At 41.2% G+C, this 15,343-nt stretch carries 13 protein-coding genes; 10 read left to right on the top strand and 3 right to left on the bottom strand.

What is annotated here, in order from left to right:
* The first annotated feature begins 114 nt into the window (after positions 1-114).
* Positions 115-801: a GTP pyrophosphokinase gene (locus tag DWX65_RS09820; protein WP_117697983.1), complete on the top strand. Its 687-nt coding sequence runs from the start codon at positions 115-117 to the stop codon at positions 799-801.
* Between the two features lie 144 nt (positions 802-945).
* Here DWX65_RS09820 and DWX65_RS09815 read toward each other — a convergent pair whose 3' ends face one another.
* Positions 946-1,530 carry a hypothetical protein gene (locus DWX65_RS09815; protein WP_022243716.1) on the bottom strand — a complete coding sequence of 195 codons (585 nt, stop codon included), beginning with the start codon at positions 1,528-1,530 and terminating at the stop codon, positions 946-948.
* A gap of 166 nt (positions 1,531-1,696) precedes the next feature.
* Here DWX65_RS09815 and ispE point away from each other — a divergent pair, with 166 nt between their 5' ends.
* The 7 genes from ispE (at position 1,697) to DWX65_RS09780 (ending at position 9,132) form a co-directional block, all read left to right on the top strand.
* Positions 1,697-2,566, top strand: a complete 870-nt coding sequence (gene ispE / locus DWX65_RS09810) for a 4-(cytidine 5'-diphospho)-2-C-methyl-D-erythritol kinase (protein WP_117947545.1) — start codon at positions 1,697-1,699, stop codon at positions 2,564-2,566.
* A 38-nt stretch (positions 2,567-2,604) separates the two neighbouring features.
* On the top strand, positions 2,605-3,288 hold the full coding sequence (locus tag DWX65_RS09805) for a GntR family transcriptional regulator (RefSeq protein ID WP_117697986.1): 684 nt from the start codon (positions 2,605-2,607) through the stop codon (positions 3,286-3,288).
* 162 nt (positions 3,289-3,450) lie between these two features.
* Complete coding sequence (locus DWX65_RS09800) at positions 3,451-5,025, top strand: spore germination protein (RefSeq protein WP_118173358.1); 1,575 nt, start codon at positions 3,451-3,453, stop codon at positions 5,023-5,025.
* A 2-nt stretch (positions 5,026-5,027) separates the two neighbouring features.
* Positions 5,028-6,224, top strand: a complete 1,197-nt coding sequence (locus DWX65_RS09795; RefSeq protein WP_117697988.1) for a GerAB/ArcD/ProY family transporter — start codon at positions 5,028-5,030, stop codon at positions 6,222-6,224.
* Between the two features lie 55 nt (positions 6,225-6,279).
* The gene (locus DWX65_RS09790; RefSeq protein WP_158564727.1) at positions 6,280-7,419 is read left to right on the top strand and encodes a Ger(x)C family spore germination protein; all 1,140 of its coding nucleotides are present in this window, start codon (positions 6,280-6,282) and stop codon (positions 7,417-7,419) included.
* Between the two features lie 584 nt (positions 7,420-8,003).
* Positions 8,004-8,645, top strand: a complete 642-nt coding sequence (spoIIR, locus tag DWX65_RS09785) for a stage II sporulation protein R (RefSeq protein WP_242997851.1) — start codon at positions 8,004-8,006, stop codon at positions 8,643-8,645.
* A gap of 40 nt (positions 8,646-8,685) precedes the next feature.
* Positions 8,686-9,132 carry a DUF1934 domain-containing protein gene (locus tag DWX65_RS09780; RefSeq protein ID WP_118057301.1) on the top strand — a complete coding sequence of 149 codons (447 nt, stop codon included), beginning with the start codon at positions 8,686-8,688 and terminating at the stop codon, positions 9,130-9,132.
* A gap of 47 nt (positions 9,133-9,179) precedes the next feature.
* Here DWX65_RS09780 and DWX65_RS09775 read toward each other — a convergent pair whose 3' ends face one another.
* Positions 9,180-9,590, bottom strand: a complete 411-nt coding sequence (locus tag DWX65_RS09775) for a hypothetical protein (protein ID WP_117698024.1) — start codon at positions 9,588-9,590, stop codon at positions 9,180-9,182.
* A gap of 224 nt (positions 9,591-9,814) precedes the next feature.
* On the opposite strand from DWX65_RS09775, the gene tig reads away from it, so the two are divergent.
* The gene (gene tig / locus DWX65_RS09770; protein WP_158552022.1) at positions 9,815-11,008 is read left to right on the top strand and encodes a trigger factor; all 1,194 of its coding nucleotides are present in this window, start codon (positions 9,815-9,817) and stop codon (positions 11,006-11,008) included.
* A gap of 39 nt (positions 11,009-11,047) precedes the next feature.
* Positions 11,048-12,439 carry an asparagine--tRNA ligase gene (gene asnS, locus DWX65_RS09765; RefSeq protein WP_117697991.1) on the top strand — a complete coding sequence of 464 codons (1,392 nt, stop codon included), beginning with the start codon at positions 11,048-11,050 and terminating at the stop codon, positions 12,437-12,439.
* Between the two features lie 125 nt (positions 12,440-12,564).
* Here asnS and DWX65_RS09760 read toward each other — a convergent pair whose 3' ends face one another.
* Positions 12,565-15,009: a GH36-type glycosyl hydrolase domain-containing protein gene (locus DWX65_RS09760; protein WP_118173356.1), complete on the bottom strand. Its 2,445-nt coding sequence runs from the start codon at positions 15,007-15,009 to the stop codon at positions 12,565-12,567.
* Positions 15,010-15,343 lie beyond the last annotated feature (334 nt).

Here is a 15,343-nt window from a genome sequence, read left to right as displayed (position 1 = left end):
CAAAGATGTGCTATACTAAAATTAGATTGTTATTGCATATATTATAACTTACGAGGAAAATTCCGGAAATATAAAAAGGTTATTTTCCGCAGTAGATGCATGGAGGAGTAGAAAATGGAATCACCAATTGAAGTGACAGAAGGTGTAGATGGTTGGAATACCATAATCTTTCTTTATAATTCTGCATTAAAAGAAGTTGGAACCAAGCTTGAAATATTAAATGATGAATTTCAGCATGTACATCAGTACAATCCGATAGAATATATAAAGCGGCGGATTAAGACGCCGGAGAGTATCGTAAAGAAGCTGAAACGATATGGTTACGAGAGTACCATTGATAATATGGTCAATTATGTAAATGACATTGCAGGAATCCGTATTGTATGTTCCTTTACCTCTGATATTTATCGTATGGCAGAGATGATTGGAAAACAGAATGACCTTACCGTGGTATCGGTAAAGGATTATATCAGGCATCCGAAGGAAAGCGGCTATAAGAGTTATCATATGTTGGTTACGGTGCCGATTTTTTTATCAGACCGTGTAGTGGATACAAAGGTTGAGATTCAGATACGGACCATTGCAATGGATTTCTGGGCGAGTCTTGAACATAAGATATATTACAAATTCGAAGGAAATGCACCGGAATATATCAGTAAAGATTTGCGGGAGTGTGCAGAAATTGTTTCTATGCTGGATGCAAAGATGTTATCCCTGAACGAAGCAATTCTAGAGGCCAAGGCAGCACAGGAAGCAGAGCTATTGCGGGAAGAAAAAAATAGAGCGGATAAAGAAAAATAAAAGAAGCTGCCAAAACCGGCAGCTTCTTTTTTACGCGAGTAGCGAGAAAAATCGCATGCTTGCGTGCAGATTTGGCGAGCACCGCGATAACTCGAGAAACTCGCAAAGCGTGTTTCTCGTAGTTGCAAGTGGCTTAAAAATGATTTAATCGTCTTCTCCATTCATCCAGCTATCGAATTTTTCTAATACTTTATCATAGGTCTGCTGGGAAATATCAGGAAGCTTTCCACCCCAGGCTTTGGTAGCCTGATCGAAGCCCTTTTTAAAAGCATCTGCTAATTCCTGGGCCTTGGACTTGTCATTACCGGATAATGCTTTTGCAAAATCTAAAATACGGTCAGAGGTCTGGTTTACACCCCAGTATCCGTCTTCTGCAATATCAGCCTGTGCCTGTGCCTTTACATCAGCAGAAACAGTGAAGTTACCGCCTGCAAGGAAAGACCACATATCATCGGCTTTGCCAATGGCTGCGCCCTGTTTGCTCATCATCTGTTCTACAATTCCGCGAAGCTGTGAAATACGGCTGTCAGAATCAGCTTTCATCTTTGCAATGAGAGCAGAGTTCTGTGTCTTTTGGGAAGAACTGCTCTTGTCACTGGAGCCTTTTTCATAGATAACACCGGTAGAGGTGTCATTCTTCGAAGATTCGGTCTTCTTAGAAGAAACTTTGGAATCTGTGGCAACAGTGGATGCAGCAGATACATAATTGTTAATAGAATTAATTGCCATAATCTTAACCCTCCTTGGTCAAATGCTTACTAAGTATCCATTCTTAGTCTTATTCATATATTTTATCGGTAAGAATGGGACAAAATATAAGAGGAAGAATTGACCTTTTTTAGAAAAAATGATAACATAAATTTGTATCATGTATACAAAATACAGGAGAAAAACAATGGACGAACTTGCAGTAAAAGCACTGGCAAAAATAAATCTTGGATTGGACGTATTACGTCGGAGAGAAGATGGGTATCATGAAGTAAAGATGGTTATGCAGACCATTCATTTATATGACCAGCTTCATCTTAAGAAAATAGAGTCTGGCATACATTTAGAGACAAATCTTGGATTTCTTCCGGTAGATGAAAGTAATCTGGCTTACCGGGCAGCGAGACTTATGAAAGAAAAATATCAGATTGAAGAAGGCATTGATATCCGGCTGAATAAGCGGATTCCTGTTGCTGCCGGGATGGCAGGTGGAAGCACGGATGCCGCAGGTGTGCTTTATGGAATCAATGAATTATTCAATCTTGGAATAAAGAGGAAAGAACTGATGGAACTGGGCGTTCAGATTGGGGCTGACGTACCGTATTGCATCATGCGTGGTACAGCTTTGGCAGAAGGCATTGGAGAAAAATTAACTTCACTGCCACCGATGGTGAAGTGTCCGGTAGTGATTGCCAAACCGCAGGTCAGTGTATCTACTAAATATGTCTATGAGAATCTGAAGCTGGATGAGCATACACAGCATCCTGACATTGATGCCTTGATACAGAATATCCGCACAAAGGATTTGCCGGCAATTGCATGTAGTATGGGAAATCTTTTAGAAACGGTTACTGCAAAGAAGTATCCGGAGATAGAGAAGATAAAAGAACTGATGCGGGAAAATGGTGCATTGAATGCCATGATGAGTGGAAGTGGTCCGACAGTATTTGGACTTTTTGATGAACTGGAAACGGCAAAAATGGCAGCAGCGATTGTACGCCAGAGCGGGCTCGCAAGGCAGGTCTTTGTAACAGAGATTTATAATAATAGAAGATAACAACATGCTCTTTATAAAAAGGGTTGGAGGGTTAATATATGACAGATAATCTGGAATTAAATATGAATGCATATCTTCCTTTGCGAGATGTTGTATTTAATACACTTCGTGAGGCAATATTAAAAGGAGAATTAAAACCGGGTGAAAGACTGATGGAGCTGCAGCTGGCATCTAAGCTTGGAGTCAGCCGGACTCCGATTCGTGAGGCCATCCGGATGTTAGAGCAGGAGGGGCTTGCTGTAACCATACCGAGAAGAGGAGCCGAGGTTGCCCGTATGACAGAAAAGGACATGGAAGATGTGTTACAGATCCGGGCAGCATTAGATGAACTGGCAGTGCAGCTTGCAACAGAACAGATTACAGATGAACAGTTTGGTGCATTAGAACAGGCAAGACAGAATTTTGAAAATTCTTTAAAAAGTGATGATGTAAAAGAAATTGCACAGGCAGATGTAGCATTTCATGATGCTATTTATAATGCTACCGGAAATGCAAAACTGGTATCCATGCTGAACAATCTGCGGGAGCAGATGTATCGTTACCGTGTAGAATATTTAAAGGACGAGACGATTTATCCGAGATTATTAAAGGAACATAAGGATATTGCAGAGAGTCTTCGCAGGAAGGACAAGTCCCGTGCTTCAGAAACCATGCGGGAGCATGTGAAGAATCAGGCAGAAGCAGTCAAAGATATGATCCGTCAGCAGGAACAAGACCAATAGCATAAAGAAACAGGAATAAAAAAACAAAATACGGAAACACTAAGGACAGACCGCACAGGGTCTGTCCTTTTTGCATATGCACAGGTGACTGGAAAATCGCATGCTTATATGCAGAGCTGGCGGACATCCGATACTATAAAAATTATGCCAAGGAGTTGATTTATGCAGCAGAAAGAAGAGAAAATCACAGGGCACACTGCAAAGCATATCGCAGGACACACCGCAGAACATACAACAGAACGTAATGCAGAATACAATGATGAAATTACAACCAGTTTGCAGGAAAATGCTGCACGTTTTCAGAAGATATTTTCCGGGTGTGCGGATATTAAAATGCGAACCATGAAGATTGGACAGAAGCAGCAGATTGCGTGTATGGCAGCATACATAGAGGTAACCGGTGGTGGAGCAATTTTTGAGAAATCGCTCGTTGGCAGGCTTTTAAACGAATTGTGTCATTATAATGAAAAAGAAGTCTATGAGCGGCTGTCGCAGAATGCCCTTGGCTTATCGGATGTTACGCCCTTTGATACTTTTTCGGATGCAGCAGCAGGTCTTCTGACCGGAGATACCATTCTATTTATAGATGGCTATGATAAAGCGTTAAAGATTCCGGATAAGGGATACCCGTCTATGGGAATTTCAGAAGTAAATTCAGAAAAGGTAATCCGGGGCTCTAATGAAGGATTTACCGAGTCCGTAAAAGCAAATACGGCATTAGTACGTAAAAGGATTCGTTCTCCGAAAGTAAAGGTAAAAGAGAAAAAGGTAGGGCTGCGCAGTAAGACCAATGTGGATTTGATGTATATGGAGGATTTGATTTATCCCGGAGTTTTAGAGGAGGTAGAAAAGCGGCTTGATGGATTTGAAATTGACGGAGTCTTAGACAGTGGAATTATTGAACAGCTTACAGAGGAAAAATGGTATTCTCCATTTCCACAGTTTCAGACCACACAGCGGCCAGACCGTGCAGCCATGGCGATTTTAGAGGGAAGGGTAGTGCTGATTGCGGATAATTCACCAATTGCACTGATTCTGCCGACGGATTATAACTCCTTCATACAGACCAGTGATGACTATTACAATCGCTGGGAAATTGCATCATTGGGAAGAATGTTACGTTTTCTGGCTTCCTTTTTTGCCATGACATTACCGGGACTGTATCTTGCAGTCTGCAATTTTCATACACAGATACTGCCGACGAAATTGCTGTTATCCTTTGCAGCAGCAAGACAAGGAGTGCCGTTTCCCGGGGTGGTAGAGGTACTTTTGATGGAGTTATCCTTTGAACTGTTGCGGGAAGCAGGCGTGCGCCTTCCGGGAGCTATGGGGAATACCATAGGAATTGTCGGTGGGCTGATTATCGGACAGGCGGCGGTGGAAGCAAATCTGGTCAGTCCTATCGTGGTAATTGTGGTGGCATTTACAGCACTTTGTTCCTTTGCGGTACCCAATGAAGAATTTGCAACAGCATTTCGCATCTTGAAATTTTTCTTTATTGCCATGTGTGCGTGGCTGGGCTTTTTTGGCTTTTTGATGGCTTTACTTGCGGTACTCATTCATCTGTCGCATCTTAAGAGTTTTGGCATTCCATATCTGATGCCCTTTGTAGGCGCAGATGTAACGGATTATCAGGATGAGCGGGACAGTCTGCTACGTCTGCCATTATATCAATTGCGGCACAGACCGGTTTTTGCGAGACGCCACAATCGTCTGCGGCTTAGGAGGAAAAAGTAATTATGTTTTCAGAAAATCAGAAAATATCAGAGAGGCAGATGGCAAGGCTCCTGATTTTTGATATGTGCGGAATCAGTACGTTGCTGCTTCCCGGACTGTTAGGAAAAATGCTTGGGACAGACGGCGTATTTGCCATATTGCTGGGAGCAGTGCCGGTGTATCTATTTACCTTTCTTCCAGAGCTGCTACAGGAAAAGCGGAAAAACAGTAATACCAGAAATGGCAGTAATACCAGCAATATCAGTAACATCGGGAAAAGTTATCCGGAGATTTTAAAGAAACAAGGCAATGGTTTTATTCGCATTTTTGTATTGGTAGTCTATACAGTCGAGGGAATTCTGCTGGCGGGTTATGGCTTATTTCTTTTAAGTGACCTGATGGTGAGTGAATTGTTAAAGGATAGTTCATTTGTGCTGGCAGCAGTTTTACTAATGCTTTTATGTGGCTATGGAATCTGGCAGGGCATCGAAGGGCGTGCCCGGGTGTATGAAATCCTGTTCTGGTTTGTATTTCTTCCACTTATTTTAATGCTGCTTCTGGCAACAAAGGATGTCAATACGATTTACTGGACTCCGGTAATGGTACATTCCTGGGGAAACTTTGTGAAAGGGACAGCGGCAGTTGTGCTTCTGTATGGCACAATGGCATTTGTTTTGTTTTTACAGCCCTATCTTGCAGAAAATGTCCGTGTAGGACGGACATGCCGGAAAAGCCTTTGTGTTACAGTGATTTTTAATGCTGCAATCTATCTGATTACGCTTGGCATCTTTGGCAGTGGCATGCTGCCGAAAATGAAATATCCGGCAATTACATTAATGAGCATGATAAAACTGCCGGGCGGTTTCTTCGAACGGCAGGATGCCTTTATGGTAGCAATCTGGTTCTTTACAATTTACGCATTTATCAATACCGGAATGTTTTATGCCTCAGATTTGCTGAAAGCTGTATGGCAAAAGGAAGGGCACCAGAAAGCGGATGGGAAAAATGAAGCGATTCAGGGAAAAGCCGATGCGAAAAGTATAGAAAAATTGATAATACTAATTGTAATGGTTCTTACATTTGCAGTCACATTGCTTTTTTACCGGTTACCGGAGTGGAAAATAATATTTATATGGATTCAGGCAATTGCATTTCTTCCGTTGACGGTAATTTTTCCGCTGTGCATTGGAGAGATAAGGAAATGCCGGGAAAAGGGATAGTGAAAAGGGATAGTGAAAAAGGATAGCGGAAAAAATGGTGGAAAGGAGCAGCAGTATGAAAAATAGAATCGTGACAATTGTTTCCATGATATTTTTGGCAGTCTTATGCCTTGGCGGCTGTGGGAATACAGAGTTGGAAGAACGGAATTTTCCATTGGCAGCAGCGTTGACTTTGACAAAGGAGAACTATCAGATGGCATTTGGTTTTGAGCAGCTTAAGGATGTGGCAGATGAGAAAAGCGAAAAAGAGAATACATCGGTACTTCTGGCGGAAGGAAAAGACTGCATGGAGCTGTTTTTACATGCAGATGGGGAAAATCCTGGAGAGATGGATTATAACCATTTAAAGGCATTGATTCTAAACAGGTCGCTGTTAGAGAATGAAAAGCAGCTGGGGGCATTTCTTGGGTATCTGGAAGAGGAAAATCTTTTTTCGAGGAATACGCTGCTTTTTGTTACGGAGGATGAACCGGATCAGGTGATGGAGATGGATACAGTTTTAAAAGAGCCGGTAGGAACTTATCTGAATGAAAGAATTGCCTCGGATGAACGTTTTAAGGACAGTGAGGCAGTTACCCTGGGCAGCCTGTTCCGGATATGGGAAAATGAGAACGAAAATCTGTGGATTCCCTATATTAACTGTGCAGAAGATAAAATGATACTGGAAAAATATTATCTGATGCAGGGCAGGACGGCAGCAGGCAAAGTGGACCGGGAAACGGGAGAACTGGCTTTGCTCTCAGAGCAGAAGATGAAAAGCTACAGCATTTCACTTGAAGATGCAGAAAGTGTAACACTTAGTAATTTATGCTGCAGCTATGCTTTTACGGAGCAGAATGGCCAGGTGACGGAAACCGTTACAATAAAGGCGGATGGAAAGTATCAGGGCAACAGGGAACTGCTGCAGAAAACAAGGCACAGGGATGAAAAATTGGAAGACCTTCATACAGACAGTCAGGATGAAAATGCACTGCTGGAAGTGGAAGCAGAAATAGAGCAGACTTTGGAAGAAAAGATGGATGCCATGACAGAAAAATTGCAACAGAATCAGAATGCAGATGGAACAAACAGTTATTATAAATTAGGGGCATATGCAAGAGATATTTATTTGCAATATCAGAAGGATTGGAGCAGTTACCGGAAAAACCTGACAGTGGAATATCATTGGGATGTCACGCTGGTGACATCTCCGTAGGATGCTGGACACCCGGTTACACTGGTAACATTGGCAACATCTTTGTAAGATGTCTGGTTCTGGTGATGCTGACGGCAGCCTATTATTTCTTAAGTTAATTTATTAATTTGACTTAGATTGGGCAAAAACAGAAAGATTACATTACTTTTTGCCCAAAATGAGTTGCAGAAGGAAGCATAGTCTTTGTTATTTGCTTCTGATTGGGTAAAAAGACTTCATTTTTCTAGAATCTTACCCAAACCGAGAGAACTTCGGAGATAACAGCAGAGGAGATTGGGCAAAAAAGAGTCATTTTTCTTAAATTATACCCAAATCAACTTCACCAGCGACTTTTGAGAGAAAAGTCGCAAACTCAACCGTGTCCCCAAAAAGAAAAGTTACAAGCTCAGCCGCATCCCACCAAGAAAAATTTACAACCCCACCCCATTTCTACATAAAATTTTCTCCCCCAAAAAGTTATCAAAATGTATAGAAAAAATTTTTTCGGTTATATTCCAGATAGAAAGTCAGAATAGTATGGCGAAAGAAAGTGTAGCAAGGAAAAGAAGAAATAAGAAATCAGAAACATGAAAAGGAGTTTTACCATGAAAGAATATAACCGAAAAAAATTGTATTTAAAAAGGGCGTTGTTCTATGGCATGCTGTTATTACTGTTGGTATTTACGGCAGGCAGTGCGAAAAAGGCTTATGAGGGGCGAAGAATGCAGGAGGACATTGCAGAAAAGATTCTGCGTTTCCATGTCAGGGCAAACAGTGATGGGGAAGCAGATCAGGCACTGAAGCTTAAGGTGCGGGATGCTGTTGGAAAAGAAATGGGAGAACTTTTGCAGGATGCTAAGACAGCCGAAGAAAGCAGCCGGATTGCAAGAGAACACTTCCCGGAAATTATACATATTGCAAAAGAAGTCATCCGGCAGGAGGGCTATGATTATCCGGTAGAGGTGAAATTATCTTCCGTGGAGTTCCCGGTAAAGACCTATGGCAGTTATACGTTCCCGGCGGGAACTTATCAGGCACTGGAAGTGATTATCGGAGCAGGCATGGGACATAACTGGTGGTGTGTCATGTATCCGAATATGTGCTTTGAAGGAAGTGTCTATGAGGTTGTGGATGGTAAATCAGAAAAGGTATTGAAGGATATCTTGAGTGAGACGGAATATCAGTCTCTGATGGAAGAGAAGAATTATAAGATTTCATGGAAATGGCTGGATTTCTGGGATAAATAGTGCTATACTGACCTGGATTTCTATAGAAGGAGCGGATTAGATGACAAAAGATGTAATTGTATCAATCAGCGGATTACAGATGCCGGCAGAAGGAGAAGCAGAGCCGGTTGAAGTGATTACAGTAGGGGATTATTACCAGAAAAACGGAAAACATTATGTGCTGTATGAAGAAGTAAATGAAGGTTTTGAAGGAAGCACAAAGAATATAATCAAGATGCAGGAAAACTGTATTGATATTACAAAAAAAGGAGTTTCCAATGTACACATGGTCTTTGAAAAGAACCGGAAAAATATGTCTTATTATGGAACGCCATTTGGAAATCTTCTGGTTGGAATTGATGCAAAGGATATTAAAGTGGAAGAGACAGAACATTGTATTGATGTGCAGATAGATTATGCATTGGAGGTAAACTATGAGCATCTGGCAGACTGTACCATTAAGATGAAGATTGCATCAAAAGAAAAAGGCGAATTCAGTCTTGCGTAGCTGGATGTATAAAAATAGAGCTGGGTGAAAACCCAGCTCAAGTTATTTTATTTACCAGCTTTTTCTTTTAACTTTGCCATAAAGCCTTTTTTCTTTTTGGCAGGTGCTTCGATAGGACCACGCATTCCTTTTACTGCAGTAATGTAAAGCCCGCTGACAGTAGCTTTTACTTCCTTCTTAACCGGAACGGAATCAAAAATCTGTCCGTCACAGATTAAAGTCATAACCTTTGGACCAACCTTTGCTTTGACGATTGGAAGTTTGGAACGGCGGAGCATTTTCGGGGTCTGGGCAATGACATTTGCCGGAAGACCGGAATCTTTAAGCCGCATCTTCTTCTTATCGATAATCAGCATGGAAATGGTCTGTGCTGCTGCTGCAATCTGGGCATCCTGTTCTTCTTTCTTTTTCTGAGCTCGTTTGCCCACAAAATAAAGAACAATCAGGGCAATAATCATAATAATCAGTATTGTTAATAATACAATCGCAAATTTTGGCACGATGAAAACCTCCTTAAGTAAAATCCAAATATGATTGTATCATTGATTGGCAGGATTGACAACCTGCAAATGCGAAAAATTCTATGAAATGCTTTTATTTTCGGTGAAAATGTGGTATCTTTAGAAAGTATGACTGACTGGAAAAATCCAGCCTTTGAATGAAAGACAGAAGGGAAATAAACATGAAGAAGAAAATAGTAGCAGTATTGTTATGCCTGACACTGGCATTTTCAGTAACTGGCTGTGGAAAAGACAAGAAAAGTGAATCGGTAGAGAATACAGAGAGCACAGAAGTGGTATCCAGTGCGGCAATTGATTTTGACCCGCTTGATTATGTGGAACTGGGCGATTATATGGGATTGTCAGTAGCTTTGACAGACGATTATTCCGTAAGTGATGATGATGTGAAGACTTTTATTGAGAATAGCGTAATTACCAACTATCCATACTATGCAGATACGGATAAAACAGTGGTAGAGGATGGAGATGCTGTAAATATCGATTATGAAGGATTAAAAGATGGCGTGGCATTCAGCGGTGGAACTGCAACAGATACGGTCTTAGAGATTGGAAGCAATACGTTTATTGACGGCTTCGAAGAAGGACTGATCGGTGCAAAAGTAGGGGATAAAGTAACCTTGAATCTTACATTCCCGGAAAGCTATAAAAATACAGATCTGGCAGGACAGGCGGTTGTGTTTAATGTAACCATCAATAAAATTGTTGAGAAGCAGGATATTACTTATGACAATATGACAGATGAATATGTGGCATATGTCAATGCTAAGGCCAGCCTTGGCTATGATACGGTAGATGAGATGAAGGCAGATGCACGCAATTATCTGGAATCTTCTAAGGAATCCTCCAAGAAATCTGCAATCCGTTCTGCAGTAATGGACAAGTTAGGAGAGGTATGTACCGTAAAGGAACTTCCGGATGGACTTCTGGATGCCCGTATGGAAGAGGTAATGGCACAGTATGAATCCTATTACTGCAGCGATGGAAGCAGCCTTAAGGATTATGTGGAAAATACAGCAAATCAGGATTATGATGAATTTGTAAGCAATGTAACTGACGAAGTGACATCAGATCTTAAGACACAGATGATTTTAGAGGCAATTGCAGAAAAGGAAGGCATTGAGTTTGACCAGGATGGCTTTGACAGCTACGTTGGAAATCTTATGAGCAATTACAGCTACAGCGATGAATCCACATTATACAAATCATATGGATTGAGCGCAGACAGCGGAAAAGAATATTTAAAGAAAGTATATGTATGCAATCTGGCACTTCAGAAAGTAGTTGACAGTGCAACTGTTGAAGATGAGGCAGGAACAGAAAATGTTACAGATACTGAATTAAATACAGAAAACTAAAAAGGATTAGAAAATTTTTTATCTAAGGGGGATAGAAAAATGGAACTTGTTGACATCAGAGATTTATTTCACCATCAGGAAGATTATGTAGGTAAGAAGATTACCGTCGGAGGCTGGGTAAGAAGTAACCGTAATTCTAAAAACTTCGGATTTATCGTAGTAAATGACGGAACTTTCTTTGAGCCACTGCAGGTAGTATATGCAGACGGACTGGAGAATTTTCAGGAGCTTACCAAAATTAATGTTGGTGCAGCTATTGTTGTTACCGGAGTGCTGGAAGCTACACCGGAAGCAAAACAGCCATTTGAAATTCAGGCAGAGGAAATCGTAATTGAAGGCGCATCTGCACCAGATTATCCGTTACAGAAGAAACGCCACAGCTTCGAATATTTAAGAACTATTTCACATTTAAGACCACGTACCAATACCTTTGAGGCAGTATTCCGTGTACGTTCCCTGATTGCATATGCAATTCATAAGTTCTTCCAGGAGAGGGACTTTGTCTATGTACACACTCCGCTGATTACCGGAAGTGACTGTGAGGGTGCGGGAGAAATGTTCCAGGTTACTACCATGGACTTAAATAACATTCCACACAAGGAAGACGGAAGCATTGATTATACACAGGATTTCTTTGGAAAACCAACCAATCTTACCGTAAGTGGACAGTTAAACGGAGAGACCTTTGCACTGGCGTTCAAAAATATTTATACCTTTGGACCAACCTTCAGGGCAGAGAATTCCAATACTACAAGACATGCTGCAGAGTTCTGGATGATTGAGCCGGAAATTGCATTTGCAGATCTGGAAGATGACATGGTACTGGCAGAGAGTATGCTGAAATATATTATTTCCTATGTTATGGAACATGCACCGGAAGAAATGCAGTTCTTTAATTCCTTCGTAGACAAGGGTCTGATTGAACGGCTGAATAATGTATTACATTCCGATTTCGCAAGAGTGACTTATACAGAAGCCATTGAACTTCTGGAGAAGAATAATGATAAATTTGATTATAAGGTATCCTGGGGCTGTGACCTTCAGACCGAGCATGAGCGTTTCTTAACCGAGCAGGTTTTCAAGAGACCGGTATTTGTAACAGATTATCCAAAGGAAATCAAAGCCTTCTATATGAAACTCAATGAGGATGGCAAGACAGTTGCAGCAGTTGACTGTCTGGTGCCAGGAATCGGAGAAATTATCGGAGGAAGCCAGAGAGAGGATGACTACGATAAATTATTAGAAAGAATCCATGAACTTGGATTAAAAGAGGAAGATTACAGCTTCTATCTTGATTTACGTAAATATGGTTCTGCAAGACATGCAGGCTTCGGACTTGGATTTGAAAGATGCGTCATGTATCTTACCGGTATGGCAAACATCCGTGATGTCATTCCGTTCCCGAGAACCGTTAATACCTGTGAATTGTAAGAGCAGCAGGTTATAAAAGAAGTATATAGAAGAAGGGCGTATGAAAAAACTTTCGTTTTTTCATACGCCCTTCTTTTGAATCATGGATTGATTTTATATAAGATAAATAAAGGGAGGTATTTTGCTTAACCCATAATTACTTCAACAGTAACTTCTTTCTTAGACGGATCAAATGGAATCATATTGCCATCAGCAATAACACCATCCACAGTAAGAACCTTGACACCTTTCTGTACACCATTTGGATTCTTTACCTGGATGTGATAAGTTACACCACGGAAATCACGTTTTGCGGTAAAACCGGATAAAGTAGATGGAATACATGGGTCAATTACAAGACCATCATAATCCGGACGGATACCTAAGATATACTGGGATACATCAAGGAAAGTCCATGCAGCAGTACCGGTAAGCCAGCTGTTCTTTGCTTCACCGAAGTTTGGTGCATCTTTTCCGGCAATCATCTGAGAGTACACATATGGCTCAGTGCGGTGGATTTCGCTGATATCTTCGATATAAGCAGGACAGGTTCTGGTGTATACCTGCCATGCACGGTCGCCACGTCCAACGACTGTTTCTGCAATGGAAATCCATGGATTGTTGTGACAGAAGATACCTGCATTTTCTTTGTATCCAGGTGGATAGGAAGAAATTTCACCGAGCTCTACATGGTATTTGTGATAAGGTGGCTGCAGCAGTACAATACCGTATTTGGTATCTAAGTATTTTTCAACAGACTGCATTGCCTGAAGACAATTGCCTTCTTTCAGTCCGATTTCTGCCATAACACAGAATCCCTGCGGCTCGATAAAGATTTTACCATCGTCACATTCTTTGGAACCGATTTTCTGTTTGTAGTGGTCGTAAGCTCTTAAGAACCATTCGCCATCCCAGCCGGCATCGAGAACGGTTTTTTCCATGGAAGCAATTGCTTCTTCCGCTTCTTTGGCTTCTTCTTCCAGACCTCTGTGTTTGCAGATTTCTACATAATCTTTACCATATTTTACAAACATGCCTGCGATAAATACAGACTCTGCATTTGGTCCCTCAGATGGTCCGAAGGTCTGGAAGGATTCACCCGGCTCTTCTGAGAAGCAGTTTAAGTTCAGACAGTCATTCCAGTCAGCACGTCCAATCAGAGGAAGTCCATGTGGTCCTAAGTGTGTTCTGGTATAGTTGAAGGAACGTCTTAAATGTTCCATAAAATCGGTTGCTTTGCTTTCGTCATTATCATAAGGAGTGATTTCATCTAAAATGGAGTAATCTCCGGTCTCCTTGATATAAGCAGCAGTACCGGCAATGAGCCATAACGGGTCATCATTGAATCCGCTTCCGATATCAGCATTTCCTTTTTTGGTAAGTGGCTGATACTGATGGTAAGCACTTCCATCCTCAAACTGGGTGGATGCGATATCTAAAATACGCTGTCTTGCACGGTCCGGAATCAGATGAACAAATCCTAAAAGATCCTGACAGGAATCACGGAAGCCCATGCCTCGTCCAATTCCGGATTCGAAATAGGAAGCGGAACGTGACATATTAAAGGTAACCATACACTGATATTGATGCCAGATGTTTACCATACGGTCTAACTTCTCTTCGGAAGAAGATACGGTAAAGTGGTTTAAAAGGTTATTCCAGTATTCTTTTAATTCTGCTAAAGCAGCGTCAGCTTTTTCTGGGGCATCAAAACGCTTTAATAATTCTTCTGCAGGTTTTCTGTTGATGCATCCGTTTTCAGCAGGACCATCCCATTTCTCGGCAACCGGATTCTCTACATAACCCAGTACAAAAACAAAGGATTTTGATTCGCCCGGTGCAAGAGAAACCTTGATATGGTGGGAACCAATCGGAGACCAGCCGCTTGCTACAGAGTTCTTAGAGGTTCCGTTTATGACAACTTCCGGCGCGGAATTTTCGCCATAAGCACCAAGGAAAGATTCACGGTCGGTATCGAATCCGGCAAGCTGGGTATTTACAGCATATACCGCATAATGATTACGGCGTTCGCGGTATTCTGTCTTATGATAAAGGGCAGAGCCGTGAATTTCCACTTCACCAGTACTGAAGTTACGCTGGAAGTTTGTCATATCATCCATGGCATTCCACAGACAGAATTCTACATAAGAGAATACGGAAATTTCTTTGTGTTCGCTGCCGTGGTTGGTCAGTGTCAGTTTGTTAATCTCACAGGTATTTCCCATAGGAACAAACATGGTCAGATCTGCGGATAACTGATTTTTGCTTCCCTCAAAAACAGAGTAGCCTAATCCATGCCGGCACTGATAGGAATCTAATTCAGTCTTGGCTGGCATCCATCCCGGATTCCAGATGGTGTCACCATCTTTGATATAGTAATAATGTCCATTGCTGTCATAAGGAATATTGTTGTAACGATATCTTGTAAGACGAAGGAGCTTGGCATCTTTATAGAAACTGTATCCTCCGCAGGTGTTAGAAACCAGTGAAAAGAAATCTTCACATCCTAAATAGTTGATCCATGGAAGTGGAGTCTTTGGGGAAGTGATGACATATTCTTTCGCTGCATCATCGAAATGTCCAAATTTCATAATTAAATAACCTCCTTAAATACAATAAGTCCGAAAACGATTAAGAGAGGTATTTCTTTAGGTTGAGTATAATATAAGAATCAGGAAAAAGCAACAGAAATATTGAAGAAAGTATGCATTTTAGGAGAAAAGAGCGAAAATGACAGCTTTTTGTCATATGAATCGAAAACACCGAGTGATAACGATTAAGTAAAGAGAAAGAAAAAATCGACTTAATATAGAAGAAAGAAAACAAGATTAGTAAAAAATGCACAAAACTGACGACTTAAAACTGGATAACTGTTACAAATATACAAAAAATAGTTGCATTTCACACTGAATATGTTATGATAAA

Source organism: Roseburia sp. AF20-18LB (assembly GCF_003461185.1).
Classification (GTDB): domain Bacteria; phylum Bacillota; class Clostridia; order Lachnospirales; family Lachnospiraceae; genus Roseburia_C; species Roseburia_C amylophila.
Note: the sequence above shows the minus strand (reverse complement) of the source record. Positions and strands in the feature narration are given on the sequence as shown.